Here is a 14,435-nt window from a genome sequence, read left to right on the forward strand (position 1 = left end):
GAAGTAAGTCGGCGTCGTAGCCAAATTTAGGTTTAAAGTATAAGTGCAACTAGGCAATCGCCAGCGCTTAAGCTTGGCGCTAGCAAAGTTTTCTAATATTATAAGAAAGTTTATCTTTCTGAAGTCAGAACATTGTCTAGCTCCAGCGCCCAGCGACTAGTGTACTTCGCCCACCTCCCTACGATAAGTCAACATCGAATCGCTTACGCTCTTCGTGTTTCCTTTATCTCAGTAGGTGTGCTCCAGTCCATAAGTCGCTAAACAGGCGCTTGCGCTTTTCTAATAGTTTGTTGGTTGGGAGAGGAAATGTATGTCAGCAAGAGATTTAACAGTTTTGATAAGTGTAATCATGATCGTTGCCATGTTGATTATTCCATTACCAACTTGGTTGCTTAGTATATTGATATTATTGAATATCTCTCTTGCATTATTAGTCTTATTAACAGCAATGAATATGAAAGAACCTTTAGAGCTTTCCATCTTTCCTTCTCTTTTACTCTTACTTACGTTATTCAGATTGGGACTAAACGTTTCAACTACCCGATCTATCCTGAGCCATGGTGAAGCTGGTGGGGTTGTTGAAGTGTTCGGGACCTTCGTAGTCGGTGGGAAAGTAATTGTAGGTTTGGTAATTTTCGTCATTCTAGTAATCATTCAGTTTATCGTTATTACAAAAGGTGCAGAGCGCGTTTCAGAAGTAGCAGCCAGATTTACCCTGGACGCGATGCCTGGTAAGCAAATGAGTATTGACGCTGATTTAAATGCTGGGATGATTTCTGAAAAAGAAGCGCGTGAACGACGTGAAAAAATAGGTCGCGAAGCGGATTTTTACGGATCTATGGATGGAGCGAGCAAATTTGTTAAGGGAGATGCTATCGCTGGCATCATTATTGTACTGATCAATTTAATCGTTGGAATGGTTATTGGTGTAATGCAGCTCGAGTTAAGTGTCCAAGAAGCAGCCGTTAGGTTTACGCTTTTGACGGTTGGGGATGGTATAGTCAGTCAGGTACCTGCTTTATTAATCTCTACGGCCACAGGTATTATCGTCACAAGGGCGGCCTCTAATGGAAACCTCGGTGAAGACATTACTAAACAACTATTTGCTTATCCAAAAATGCTCTATGTTACTGGAGGAACGATTCTACTACTAGGTTTATTCACTCCAATTAGTGATTTTTACACCATTCCGCTCGCTGGCCTTCTTATTGGTGGGGGCTATTTAATCAGTAGAACTCCAACTCCAGATCAGGACGAAATTCAAGAACTTGAGCAAGAAATTGAAACAGATGAAATGAAGAGTCCTGAGAGTGTTGTTAACCTTCTAAGTGTAGATCCGATAGAATTCGAGTTTGGATATGGACTTATTCCCCTTGCAGACGCTAATCAGGGGGGTGACTTATTGGATCGAGTGGTCATGATCCGGAGGCAGCTGGCAATAGAATTAGGACTTGTCATTCCAGTTGTTCGTATTCGAGATAACATTCAGTTGAATCCAAACGAGTATCGTTTAAAAATTAAAGGGAATGAGATGGCAAGGGGAGAGCTTCTGTTAGATCATTATTTGGCTATGAGCCCTGGAATGGATGATGATTCAATTGAAGGGATAGACACAATTGAGCCATCCTTTGGACTACCTGCAAAATGGATTGGTGAAGATATGAAAGAACATGCAGAAATCATGGGATATACCGTGGTAGATCCACCTAGTGTTGTATCGACACATATTACAGAAGTCATTAAAGGAAATGCTCACATTCTAATTGGTAGACAAGAAACAAAGCAGTTAATTGATCATTTAGTGGAAAGCTCACCAATATTAGTAGAAGAAGTGACTCCAAACCCACTATCAATTGGTGAGATACAGAAGGTTTTAGCAAAACTTTTAAAAGAGAAAGTTTCGATTCGTAATCTTCCTATCATTTTTGAAACCTTAGCAGATTACGGGAAGCTTACTTCTGATACAGATTTACTTACTGAATATGTACGCCAAAATTTAGCAAGGCAAATCACCAATCAATATATAGGAAACCAAGACCAGCTTAAGGTCATTACGGTTTCAGGCAGAGTGGAAAAAGTAATAGCGGATGGAGTCCAGCAAACAGAACATGGAAATTATCTATCGATAGATCCAGCGGATTCTCAAGCGATCCTCCAATCCATTGCTAATAAGCTGGAAGATTTGGCAATCATGGATCAAACTCCAATCATCCTTTGTTCTCCTGCTGTCAGAATGTATGTACGACAACTTACAGAAAGATATTTTCCTCAATTGCCAATACTATCTTACAATGAATTAGAATCGGCTGTTGAAGTCCAAAGTGTAGGGGTGGTGAATGTAGAATGAAGGTGAAAAAATTCGTTGCTCCTTCTATGGGTGAAGCTATGAAGCTTGTCCGTTCTGAATTGGGGAATGAAGCAGTCATCCTCAATTCTAAAGTAGTGTACTCTGGCGGTTTCCTTGGTTTATTTAAGAAAAGAAGTATTGAGGTTATAGCAGGAGTTGACTCTAAACAACAAGAACAACAAGTGCCTAAAATAAAAGAAAAAACAAAGAAAATTAGTTTGGATATAGAAAAGAGTCAATTGCCTACGAAGGAACCTGTTGGTATCATGAATCATTCCTTTGAGCCCCAAGGAGATATTTTGAAGGAAATTAATGAATTAAAACAGATTGTAAATCAATTAAATCAGAAATCCAACCAAACGATTTACCCAGAGATTCTTGAACAAATCAATGTAATTTTAAATGAACAAGAAATATCTGATCAGCATAGGGTGCAATTGATGGAAGAACTATTAGCGGAGTGGTCTTCCTCGAAAGAAGAATGGACTATAGATTCTGCCAAGGAAAAAGCAATGCGCAATATGTTGGGGAAATTGCAATCGATCATGACTGATCAACCATTGTTTAAAAAGAAATTTATCAATGTTGTAGGACCAACAGGTGTTGGCAAAACTACTACATTAGCCAAATTGGCAGCCGAACAAGTATTGAAGCACCAAAAGAAGGTTGCATTCATTACTACTGACACTTATAGAATTGCAGCCATTGATCAGTTACAAACCTATGCGAAAATATTAAATGTTCCTATAGAAATTGCCTATAATCTTGAGGATTTCCAGAAGGCTGCCCAGCGATTCAGTCATTATGACTTAGTGTTTATCGATACAGCAGGTAGGAATTTCAGGAATCAAGAATATGTGAGAGATCTAATGAAAATCATTGATTTCGAGAACGATATGGAAACATATTTAGTCCTTTCATTGACTTCCAAGCAAAAGGATATGGAGGACATCTATCATCAGTTTTCATTGATCCCAATCCACCAAGTCATCTTCACTAAAATGGATGAGACTCATTCTTTTGGATCAATATATAATATGATTTTGAATTTCCAATTCACGACAGCCTATATTACAAATGGACAAAATGTTCCAGAAGATATAGTAAAAGCTCAGCCAGAATCCATTTTGAACATCATTTTTGGAGCCGAAAACATATGAGAGATCAAGCAGAGGGATTACGGAATCGTGTTCGAAATGGGAACTCTGAAAAGAAAATTGCGAAATCCATTGCTGTAATTAGCGGAAAAGGTGGAGTCGGTAAGTCGAATTTCTCATTAAACTTCTCAATATCATTGTCCCAATTAGGATACCGTGTCCTTCTCTTTGATATGGATATTGGAATGGGAAATATAGATATTCTGTTAGGCAATTCCTCCGAGAAGAATATTACAGATTTTTTTAGTAAAAACCTATCCCTTCAAGAAGTAATATCGGAAGGTCCAGAGAACATTTCTATCATTAGTGGTGGTACTGGACTGTCATATGTATTTTCAATGGATGAGGCTCAATTTGTTCGATTTAGTCAACAATTACAATCAGTCCTAGAACAATATGAATATGTGATTTTTGATATGGGAGCGGGTATATCTAGGGAGTCTTCACAATTTGTACAATGCGTAGATGAAATCGTTACTATCACTACCCCAGAGCCTACATCGGTGATGGATGCTTATTCCATTTTAAAATACCTTCATACTCATATTAACGAAACCCCTATTTATTTGATTTGTAATAGGGCACATGATGAAAAAGAAGGAAAAGATACTATTTCCAGATTACAGAATGCTATCAAGAAATTCTTAAATACGGAGATTCATCCACTTGGTTACCTTCCTGATGATAGGACTGTATCAAAAGCGGTATCAAGGCAAGTGCCCTTTACTATGATGCAGCCAAATTCTGATATATCCATTGGTATTAAGAATATGGCCGATCGATATTCTAGAAATGCATGGAATGAGTCAATAAAGTTTAGGAAGAATAATTTTTTAGGAAGATTAACACATTTTTTCGCTGGAAAGTAGGGATTTGACTATGAAAAAAATTAAAATTTTAATAGTGGAAGATTCTGCTTTCATGAGAAAACTGATTACAGATTTCCTAAAAGAGGAAGCTAGAATTGAAGTAATAGGAACTGCGAGAAATGGTGAAGATGCGATTACAAAAATTAAGCAGCTTAAGCCAGATGTAGTCACAATGGATGTTGAAATGCCGATTATGAACGGGTTAGAAGCATTAAAAAAAATCATGGATGAAAGTCCAACTCCAGTAATCATGTTATCTAGTACCACCGCAAAAGGTGCAGAGAATACTTTAGTGGCCATGCAAAATGGTGCATTTGATTTTATTGCTAAACCATCTGGTGCTATTTCACTAGATTTACACAAAATTAAAGAAGAACTCATTCAAAAAGTGTTGCAAGCTAGTGAAGCCAACCTATCTAGATTACAAAAAAACGCAAATAATACAAAAACAACACTGCCAGAAACTAAAGATTATAGTAGAATAGAACTAAAGAGGAACATATTTGTTAAAAAAGCGTGGGTTACAACTTCTAAAAAAGTTGTTTGTATAGGTACATCTACCGGTGGTCCTAGGGCACTTCAGTATGTTCTAACAAACTTACCGAAGGACATAAATGCACCTATATTTGTCGTCCAGCATATGCCTCCAGGTTTTACAAAATCCTTGGCTACAAGGTTAGATTCACTTTCACACATAAAAGTTAAGGAAGCAGAGGATGGAGAAATCGTTCAAAATGGAACGGCTTATATAGCTCCAGGGGGTTTTCATTTAAAAGTAAGGGAAATCGGGAAAAGTCTAGCCATTCAACTTGATCAATCAGCTCAAAGAAACGGTCATCGTCCCTCTGTAGATGTTATGTTTGAGTCTATTAGTCTATTATCCGACTATTCAGCCATTGCAGTTGTCATGACTGGGATGGGTGTCGATGGTTCTCGGGGATTAATAGATTTGAAGAATAATATGAATGCCAAATCTATTGCAGAGTCGCAAGAAAGTTCGATTGTTTTTGGGATGCCAAAAGCAGCAATAGCTACAAATCTTGTTGATGAAATAGAACATGTTGAAAGCATTGCAGATTGTATTGTGAAATATTGTTAAATCTTGAGAGGTGTGAAAATGTTATGGATATGAATCAGTACTTGGAAGTCTTTATTGAAGAAAGTAAAGAACACCTTCAAACATGTAATGAGCAGCTATTAGAGCTTGAAAAAAACCCTGAAAGTCTTACCATCGTGAATGAGATATTTCGATCTGCACACACTCTTAAGGGCATGTCTGCCACTATGGGATATGAAGATTTAGCGCATTTGACACACATGATGGAAAATGTACTTGATGGAATTAGAAATCATAAAATTAAAGTCAATTCACAAATATTAGACGTTGTATTCGAAGCAACAGACCACTTAGAAGAAATGGTAATGTCCATTGCATCTGGTGGGGATGGAAAACGTAATGTAACTGAAACAGTTGAAAAACTTAGAATGATTGAAAATGGAGAATCTCCCTTAAAGGCCGTCTCGTCACAAGCGCAAGTTTCCGCAACAGCTGAGGCCATAGATCATCAAAATGCAGTTAAAAGTGTTTATGACGAATTTGAATTAACTGTAATCGAACAATCAAAGGAACAAGGTTATGATAGTTACGAAATAACTGTAAAACTTCGTGAAGATTGTCTATTAAAAGCTGCCCGTGTATTTATGGTATTTGAAGTCCTTGAAAAAATCGGTGAAGTGATTAAATCTAATCCTTCTACTGACCAATTAGAGGAAGAGCAATTTGATTCGGAATTTACAGTTACTATTGTATCAAAAGAAACTGCTAGTGATATTCAGAAAAAAGTGATGAAAGTTTCTGAAGTACAAGAAGTAGTAGTTCGATTATTACAATTAGAAGAATTGAAAAATACAATACATACAGAGCAAGAGGCTATCTCTCAAATAAACATACAAACACAGGAAACAGCTGTTTCTGTAAATCAAGCAGAAGTCCCTTCGGAAAAATCTAATAATACGAAAAATAACCAAATTTCAAATAAAACGATTCGTGTCAACATTGAACGTTTAGATATTTTAATGAATTTATTTGAAGAACTCGTCATCGATCGTGGAAGACTTGAACAAATATCAAGAGAGTTAGATAATTCCGAGCTACACGAAACGGTAGAAAGGATGTCTAGAGTAACTGGTGATCTTCAAAATATCATTCTTAATATGAGGATGGTTCAAGTGGAAACGGTATTTAATCGATTCCCTCGAATGGTTCGACAGCTTGCCAGGGATTTAAACAAAAAAATTAATTTAGAAATCATTGGTGCCGAAACAGAGCTTGATCGAACGGTCATAGATGAAATTGGAGACCCATTAGTACATCTACTTCGAAATGCTATCGATCATGGTGTCGAAATGCCTGAAGAAAGATTAAAAGCTGGAAAGAATGATGAAGGAACAGTAATTTTAAAAGCATATCATAGCGGTAACCACGTATTCATAGAGATTGAAGACGATGGTTCAGGAATCAGTAGAGAACGTGTTCTCAAGAAAGCTATTTCAAAAGGTATTGTTTCGGAACAAGCAGCTTCTTCTATGACAGATAGACAAGTTTACGAACTTATTTTTGCTTCTGGTTTTTCAACAGCAGAAAAAATCTCTGATGTTTCTGGACGCGGGGTAGGATTGGATGTTGTTAAGAGTACCATTGAGTCATTGGGTGGTTCTGTATCTATCGATTCTAAGTTGGGTGAGGGTTCTGTATTCTCTATCCAACTTCCATTAACACTTTCCATTATCTCGGTTATGTTAGTTGAAATTCAAAAAGAGAAATTTGCAATCCCACTTTCATCAATTATTGAGACTGCCATTGTTCGAAAAAGTGAAGTGATGAATGCACATAATCAACAAGTCATTGATTTCCGTGGCAGGGTCGTACCTTTAATTGACTTGAAGGAAACCTTTGAAGTACCAGTCTTTGATGATGGTGATGAGTTCTATTCAGTTGTAATAGTAAGAAAAGGCGACAAAATGGCCGGATTAATCGTAGATTCCTTTATTGGACAGCAAGAAATTGTCTTAAAGTCTCTTGGAAACTATTTAAATTCAGTCTTTGCAATTTCTGGAGCTACCATTTTGGGTGACGGCCAGGTCGCTTTAATCATAGATTGCAATGCATTGATTAAATAAAGCAGATCTCGAAAATCAGTAGGGGAAATGGGAGGCTAAATTATGACTCAAACAGTTACTGCTGAGAGTAAAGTTATTGTCTTTCAGCTTAATGGGAAGGAATATGCAATTCCTGTAAGCCAAGTTCGATCAATTGAAAAAGTTCAGTATATTACTAGAGTTCCTCGAACAATGAGATTCGTGAAAGGAGTAATAAACTTAAGAGGTTTAGTAACTCCAATTATCGATTTACGTTCAAGATTTGATATGGAGGAAGCACCCTATTCAGAGTCCACTAGAATCATCATTGTATCATTGACTGATATGGATGTTGGATTAATAGTCGATGCTGCTAATGATGTCATCGATATTCCAATCAATAATATTGAGCCTCAACCCGAAGTGGTAGGTATGGTTGAAGCAGATTTTATTAATGGTGTTGCAAAAATCGAAAAAAGATTATTGATATTAATCAATTTAGAGAAAGTTCTTCATCCCTTAGAGCAAACCAACGTTTGGGGAGATGAATAGTGAAATGCCTTCTTTCATTGAAAGAATCAATTCTATCCACTTAGATATATTAAAAGAAGTTGGCAATATTGGGGCTGGACATGCTGCGACGGCCTTGTCAACTTTATTAAATAAGAAGGTCGACATGAAGGTTCCAGATGTAAGAATTGTTTCATTTGATGAAATGATGGAACTTGCTGGAGGGCCAGAAAATATTGTCGCTTCCGTTTTTTTACGTATAGAGGGAGAAGCGCCTGGTAGTATGTTCTTTGTTTTGTCCTTAAATCAAGCCAAGCATTTTATTAAACTAATGACAGGCTTAGATTGTATAAATAATGATCAATCAACCTATCCAGAAATAGCTGCATCTGCACTTCAGGAGTTAGGCAATATTCTTTCTGGATCCTATCTCTCTTCATTGTCCGATTTTACAAAACTTAACCTATTTCCTTCAGTTCCCCAATTATCCTTTGACATGGTAGGGGCGGTAATCAGCTTTGGACTATTAGAGCTATCACAAGTCAGCGATTTTGCAATAGTAATAGACACTGCCATTTATGAAGAAGATGTCCGAAACGAATCTTTTGACGGCCACTTCTTCCTAATCCCTGATCCATCCTCATTTGAAACCATTTTTGCATCTTTGGGAGTCCCAATCGATGAATGCGACAATTAGCGTTGTAAAAGTGGGGATTGCGGATATGAATATCGTAAAATCACCCCATTTAATTCGCACAGCGGGTCTTGGGTCTTGTGTCGGAGTAGTTATTTATGACTCTATAAAAGAGCTTGCTGGGATGGTACATGTTATGCTTCCAGACTCTTCGATGGGTAAGGAAGGTCAAATCAATATTGCGAAGTATGCGGATACAGGGGTTAAAGAGTTAGTGAAAAGGCTTGTACTAGATGGTGCGAATTCATCTTCATTAAAGGCAAAAATCGCAGGTGGTGCTCAAATGTTTCAATTTACCACTGGTAATGATTTGATGCGGATTGGTCCAAGAAACGTCGAAGCTGTAAAGGATACACTTAGAATTCTACGGATTCCCCTTATTTCAGAAGATGTAGGTGGAAATAATGGCAGAACGATAGAATTTGATCCACGGACTACTTTATTAAACATTAGGACTGTAAATAAAGGGATTGCTGAAATATAATGGCTGGGTCATTCATTTTGAATTTACTTTTTTCATTAATAGGGTTCCTACTTTATTTTTCTCTCTCTTACAGTAAATACTATCCTATTGAAACATTCATCCATTCATCGATTGTGGGTATAGTTTTTTTGTTAAGTGGTTATTTGGTGCGTTATCTTTTTGGTAAATCATTGCAAGCTAATTCAAAACTTCCAAATGAGACACCACAAGAGGGGCAATCCTATTCACCGGATGGAGCAACGACCAGCGAAAATGATCAACATCTATCTGATGATGATATTGAACAAGTTTCTAAATACATTAAAGATCTAATCAATAATGAATAAAGTCAGCCTAGTAAATTACTTAGCTGACTATTTTTTATTCTTTCAGTATATAGGTGTTTATACACAAGGCTTAATACTTATTTTTTATGTAGATATGAAATTTTGTAACATCTTATCCAACCATTTATATTATTCAGAATCTTGATTTGATATAATGAATCGTAGCAAGATTATATGTTTTTGGAATTGTTAGGAGGAAAAAAAATGTCTCAACTGGTGAATGGAGAAGAGCAGTTACAATGGAATAAGTGGATTGACTGCAGAGATTCTCAAGCAGGAGACATTTTAGTCAAGAAATACATGCCACTTGTTTCTTACCATGTACAAAGGATTTCGGTCAATCTACCCAAAAATGTGAGTCGTGATGAACTTAGAAGCCTGGGCATGATGGGCCTTTTTGATGCTATAGAACGATTTGATCCAAATAGGGACTTGAAATTTGATACATATGCCTCTTTTAGAATAAGAGGTGCAATTATAGATGGGTTGCGTAAGGAAGATTGGCTACCTAGAAGTACTAGGGAAAAGGCTAAAAAAATAGAGGCTGCCATTGAACAATTAGAACAAAAATTAATGAGAAATGCGACGGTGGATGAAATTGCTAATGCTACCGATTTATCAGAGGTAGAGATAATGGCAACCATGAATGAAAGCTTCTTTTCTAGTGTTTTATCAATAGATGATAATCCCCAAGACATGGATGAAAAAGAAGGGGCTAGTTTTCATATCAAAGATGAAAAGGCAGTATTGCCTGAAGATTCGTTGATAAAAAATGAACTCTATGATGAATTGGCTAAGGTAATTGCAACTTTGAATAATAATGAACAGATGGTACTCCAATTATTTTATAAAGAAGAGCTTACACTCACTGAAATTGGGCAAGTTTTAAATTTATCAACTTCAAGGATTTCTCAAATTCATTCAAAGGCCCTTTTTAAAATAAAGAATATCATGAAAAAACATCTGTAATAGTGGAAAGGAAGAAGGTAGATAGGTAGCTTATTTCTCCTTATCTATTAAAGATTGGAATAGCATCAATGATTACATCTAAATTATGTCAGAAAAATTGGTTGCTTCGTAAACAGATTTAGGAACAATGTATCCCAATACCGAATTTCATCTAAAAAGGAGTTCTTTACTTGAGTCTAAAAGCATTAGAAATGCAAGTAGCTCTTCCAAGGACAATAGATGCTGGAAAGATACAACAACAATTGCAGCAAAGAGGGCAATTAGCTAACGATGAGGCAGCGTTGGCAGTTCAAAAGAATACAGAATGGAAGAAACATGCGGTCATAAAAAAAGAACCTACTAGTAATAACGAATTTAAAAAAGATGGTGAGCCACGACATAATGACTCCTACCAGGAAAAAAGAAAACCAAAGAAGAATAGAACAAGAAATAAAAACCATCCAACTAAAGGAAATAGTATTGATTTTTTAGGATAGAGGTTTATATATGATTTTTTTAATAACGATTAGTATATTGCTGAATTTAGTTTCAATATTTGCGATCATCATACTTTATCAACGACAGAATCGGTTAGTACAAGCTGAAAATAATCAACAGATGATGATTAGAGAGTTAGAGGATATATTGCAATCTTTTCTATTGGAAATGAAAGACGATAATGAAAGATTTATGTCCCAGTTTCAAAAAACCCCTAAAATGAAAAAGTCTTCTGTCTCTACTAATTCTCCCAACCCATTTTTTGAGGAATCAAGGAACGAGAATATTTCTAACTTAACAGGTTTTGAAGACAATAGTCCACTTTCCAAAAAACAAAAACCCAATTTAGTCCTGAACAATTACAAAAAAAATAATAATCTAATTGATGACGACGGCATTGGATTCTCAGATAAGCTTTTCTCTCAAGAAGATAAAGTTGAACTTAGCAATTCGCTCAAATCTTCCGAGAAAAAGAAAGTATCTCATTTCCAAGATTCCTTTAAAGAACAGTTATCTAAACATCATGTTATGAAAAGTCTAACTATCCAGGAACAAATTGATGAGCTAATGGAAAAAGGCATGAGTATTGAACAAATTGCAAAGAAATTGAATAAAGGTAAAACGGAAATCGAATTATTATTAAAATTCAAGGGTTAATTCTTAAGAAACTCTTGTATATCCATTTTTGTTATGCTATATTACTACATGGTGTTATTACACACGTTCAAGGATTCGGTCAGCAGGTGCTGATTACAGTTTCTGACCGGAGATGATCGGAACGGAGGAAATTAAAAACCTAGGAGGAACAAAACATGTCAGTAATTTCAATGAAACAATTGCTTGAAGCTGGTGTACATTTCGGACACCAAACTCGCCGTTGGAACCCAAAAATGAAGAAGTATATCTTCACAGAGCGTAACGGTATTTATATCATCGACCTTCAAAAAACAGTTAAAAAGGTTGAAGAAGCTTATAACTTCGTTAAAGAAGTAGCTGCTAACGGTGGAACAATCCTTTTCGTTGGTACTAAAAAGCAAGCTCAAGATTCAGTTAAAGAAGAAGCAATCCGTTCTGGTCAATACTATGTAAACCAACGCTGGTTGGGTGGAACTTTAACTAACTTCGAAACAATCCAAAAGCGTATCTCACGCCTTAAAGAGATTGAAAAAATGGAAGAAAACGGTACATTCGAAGTACTTCCTAAAAAAGAAGTTATCCAACTTAAAAAAGAGCATGAGCGCTTAGAGAAATTCTTAGGCGGTATTAAAGACATGAAGGGTCTTCCTGATGCAATCTTCATCATCGACCCACGCAAAGAGCGTATCGCTGTTGCAGAAGCACACAAATTGAACATCCCTCTAGTTGGTATCGTTGATACTAACTGTGATCCAGATGAGATCGATTATGTAATCCCTGCAAATGATGATGCTATCCGCGCTGTTAAGCTTCTAACTGCAAAAATGGCTGATGCTATTATTGAAACGAAGCAAGGCGAAGAAGTAACTGAAACAACAACTGCTTAATAAAGAGTAGGCTTTGTAGAACGGTTGACAGAGTCATACATTCTTATTAATTATGAAAAGGTGATAAGAGGATAAGGCCTTTTATCACCTTTTTTTGAGAATAAAATAGTTGATAATTCTCTTCCTTTTTTGGCAAAATGAAAAAGGAACTTTTAAGAAAATGAACTAGTAGACTTCTAACAAGTGTACATAAACCAAAGGAGGACAACCCTAATGGCAATTTCTGCTCAAATGGTTAAAGAACTACGTGAAAAAACTGGTGCTGGTATGATGGATTGTAAAAAAGCACTTACTGAAACAGATGGTGATATGGAAAAAGCAATCGACTACCTTCGTGAAAAAGGTATCGCGAAAGCTGCTAAAAAAGGCGACCGTATCGCTGCAGAAGGAACTACTTATATCCTTACTGAAGGAAATGAAGCTGTTATTTTAGAAGTTAACTCTGAAACAGACTTCGTTGCTCGTAATGAAGGTTTCCAAGTACTTGTTAAAGAACTTGCTGAGCACCTTTTAAGCAACAAACCTGCAAGCGTTGAAGAAGCATTAGCTCAAACTATGAGCAATGGAGCAACAGTTGATGCGCACATCAATGCAGCTATTGCTAAGATTGGTGAAAAGCTTTCTCTTCGTCGTTTTGAAGTGAAAACAAAAACTGATGCTGACGCATTTGGCGGATACCTTCACATGGGAGGACGTATCGGCGTATTAACAGTTGTTGAAGGTTCAACTGAAGAAGCTGCAGCTAAGGATGTTTCTATGCACATCGCTGCATTAAGACCTCTTTATGTATCTCGTGATCAAGTATCTCAAGGTGAAATCGAAAGAGAACGTGAAGTATTAACACAACAAGCATTGAACGAAGGAAAGCCTGAAGCAATCGTTGCTAAAATGGTAGAAGGCCGTATCAGCAAGTACTTCGAAGATATCTGTGTTGTTGATCAACCATTCGTTAAAAACCCAGATCAAAAAGTTGGTCAATTCATTCAATCTAAAGGCGGAACAATCAGAGAGTTCGTTCGTTACGAAGTAGGCGAAGGAATTGAAAAACGTCAAGATAACTTTGCTGAAGAAGTAATGAGCCAAGTTAAAAAAGACTAATTGATTGTAAAACCACTACAATAAATTATAGGGGACACATTGTGTTCCCTATTTTTTAGAATTAGAGAGGTTTTTCCTTTAATTAATGAGTAAAAAGTCGTACATATCTGGAGGTTCTAATGAGCAGTGCAAAATATAAAAGAGTGGTCTTAAAGCTAAGTGGGGAAGCTTTGGCAGGAACTGAAGGCTTTGGTATTAATCCTTCTGTTATTAAATCCATTGCTGAACAAGTGAAGGAAATCGCTGAATTAGATGTGGAAGTCGCAGTTGTAGTTGGTGGCGGAAACATCTGGCGTGGGAAAATTGGCAGTGAAATGGGCATGGATCGTGCTACTGCTGACTACATGGGAATGTTGGCAACGATCATGAACTCCTTAGCGCTGCAAGATAGTTTAGAACATCTGGGTATTGAAACAAGGGTGCAAACTTCAATTGAAATGAGACAAGTAGCTGAGCCGTATATCCGTAGACGTGCTATCAGACATCTTGAAAAGAAACGTGTAGTCATATTCGCTGCAGGCACTGGGAATCCTTATTTCTCAACAGATACAACTGCAGCATTAAGAGCTGCTGAAATAGAAGCTGAAGTTATCCTCATGGCAAAGAATAATGTTGATGGGGTTTATAATGCAGATCCGAAGAAAGATGAAAATGCTGTTAAATATGACCAGTTGTCGTATTTAGATGTTTTAAAAGAAGGCTTAGAGGTAATGGATTCGACTGCATCATCTCTTTGCATGGATAATGACATTCCATTAATTGTTTTCTCAATTATGGAAAAAGGAAACATTAAGCGTGCTGTAATGGGCGAAACCATTGGAACAATTGTAAGGGGGAAATAAT

At 36.7% G+C, this 14,435-nt stretch carries 15 protein-coding genes; all 15 read left to right on the forward strand.

Annotated elements, in window-relative coordinates; all coding sequences use genetic code 11:
• Nucleotides 1-310: 310 nt before the first annotated feature.
• The 15 genes from flhA to pyrH all read left to right on the forward strand — a co-directional run bounded on the left by flhA (nucleotide 311) and on the right by pyrH (nucleotide 14,434).
• A complete protein-coding gene (gene flhA / locus G3O09_RS10945; protein ID WP_163101521.1) occupies nucleotides 311-2,347 on the forward strand; it encodes a flagellar biosynthesis protein FlhA in 2,037 nt (678 codons plus the stop codon).
• Nucleotides 2,344-3,507 carry a flagellar biosynthesis GTPase FlhF gene (gene flhF, locus G3O09_RS10950; protein WP_163101522.1) on the forward strand — a complete coding sequence of 388 codons (1,164 nt, stop codon included), beginning with the start codon at nucleotides 2,344-2,346 and terminating at the stop codon, nucleotides 3,505-3,507. The genes flhA and flhF overlap by 4 nt, the downstream gene beginning before the upstream one ends.
• Nucleotides 3,504-4,373 carry a MinD/ParA family protein gene (locus tag G3O09_RS10955; RefSeq protein ID WP_163101523.1) on the forward strand — a complete coding sequence of 290 codons (870 nt, stop codon included), beginning with the start codon at nucleotides 3,504-3,506 and terminating at the stop codon, nucleotides 4,371-4,373. Before flhF ends, G3O09_RS10955 begins: the two co-directional genes overlap by 4 nt.
• 10 nt (nucleotides 4,374-4,383) lie before the next feature.
• On the forward strand, nucleotides 4,384-5,472 hold the full coding sequence (locus G3O09_RS10960; RefSeq protein WP_163101524.1) for a protein-glutamate methylesterase/protein-glutamine glutaminase: 1,089 nt from the start codon (nucleotides 4,384-4,386) through the stop codon (nucleotides 5,470-5,472).
• A gap of 23 nt (nucleotides 5,473-5,495) precedes the next feature.
• Nucleotides 5,496-7,553 carry a chemotaxis protein CheA gene (locus G3O09_RS10965; RefSeq protein WP_163101525.1) on the forward strand — a complete coding sequence of 686 codons (2,058 nt, stop codon included), beginning with the start codon at nucleotides 5,496-5,498 and terminating at the stop codon, nucleotides 7,551-7,553.
• A 42-nt stretch (nucleotides 7,554-7,595) separates the two neighbouring features.
• The gene (locus tag G3O09_RS10970; protein ID WP_163101526.1) at nucleotides 7,596-8,063 is read left to right on the forward strand and encodes a chemotaxis protein CheW; all 468 of its coding nucleotides are present in this window, start codon (nucleotides 7,596-7,598) and stop codon (nucleotides 8,061-8,063) included.
• A 4-nt stretch (nucleotides 8,064-8,067) separates the two neighbouring features.
• Nucleotides 8,068-8,718, forward strand: a complete 651-nt coding sequence (locus G3O09_RS10975; protein WP_240338404.1) for a chemotaxis protein CheC — start codon at nucleotides 8,068-8,070, stop codon at nucleotides 8,716-8,718.
• Entirely contained in the window at nucleotides 8,702-9,199 is a 498-nt protein-coding gene (locus G3O09_RS10980; protein ID WP_163101528.1) for a chemotaxis protein CheD, read from the forward strand. The genes G3O09_RS10975 and G3O09_RS10980 overlap by 17 nt, the downstream gene beginning before the upstream one ends.
• A gap of 146 nt (nucleotides 9,200-9,345) precedes the next feature.
• Nucleotides 9,346-9,525, forward strand: coding sequence for a hypothetical protein (locus tag G3O09_RS10985; RefSeq protein WP_163101529.1), 180 nt, complete (start codon nucleotides 9,346-9,348; stop codon nucleotides 9,523-9,525).
• A gap of 204 nt (nucleotides 9,526-9,729) precedes the next feature.
• Nucleotides 9,730-10,494 carry a FliA/WhiG family RNA polymerase sigma factor gene (locus tag G3O09_RS10990; RefSeq protein WP_163101564.1) on the forward strand — a complete coding sequence of 255 codons (765 nt, stop codon included), beginning with the start codon at nucleotides 9,730-9,732 and terminating at the stop codon, nucleotides 10,492-10,494.
• Nucleotides 10,495-10,664: 170 nt separating this feature from the next.
• Nucleotides 10,665-10,970, forward strand: a complete 306-nt coding sequence (locus G3O09_RS10995) for a hypothetical protein (protein WP_163101351.1) — start codon at nucleotides 10,665-10,667, stop codon at nucleotides 10,968-10,970.
• A gap of 10 nt (nucleotides 10,971-10,980) precedes the next feature.
• The gene (locus G3O09_RS11000; protein ID WP_163101530.1) at nucleotides 10,981-11,628 is read left to right on the forward strand and encodes a hypothetical protein; all 648 of its coding nucleotides are present in this window, start codon (nucleotides 10,981-10,983) and stop codon (nucleotides 11,626-11,628) included.
• Between the two features lie 155 nt (nucleotides 11,629-11,783).
• The gene (gene rpsB / locus G3O09_RS11005; protein ID WP_163101531.1) at nucleotides 11,784-12,494 is read left to right on the forward strand and encodes a 30S ribosomal protein S2; all 711 of its coding nucleotides are present in this window, start codon (nucleotides 11,784-11,786) and stop codon (nucleotides 12,492-12,494) included.
• A gap of 213 nt (nucleotides 12,495-12,707) precedes the next feature.
• Nucleotides 12,708-13,592 carry a translation elongation factor Ts gene (gene tsf / locus G3O09_RS11010; RefSeq protein WP_163101532.1) on the forward strand — a complete coding sequence of 295 codons (885 nt, stop codon included), beginning with the start codon at nucleotides 12,708-12,710 and terminating at the stop codon, nucleotides 13,590-13,592.
• Between the two features lie 119 nt (nucleotides 13,593-13,711).
• Nucleotides 13,712-14,434, forward strand: a complete 723-nt coding sequence (pyrH, locus tag G3O09_RS11015; RefSeq protein ID WP_163101533.1) for a UMP kinase — start codon at nucleotides 13,712-13,714, stop codon at nucleotides 14,432-14,434.
• Nucleotide 14,435: the final 1 nt, after the last annotated feature.

Origin of the sequence: Peribacillus alkalitolerans, assembly GCF_010882125.1 — a bacterium.
GTDB classification, from domain to species: Bacteria; Bacillota; Bacilli; order Bacillales; family DSM-1321; genus Bacillus_BN; species Bacillus_BN alkalitolerans.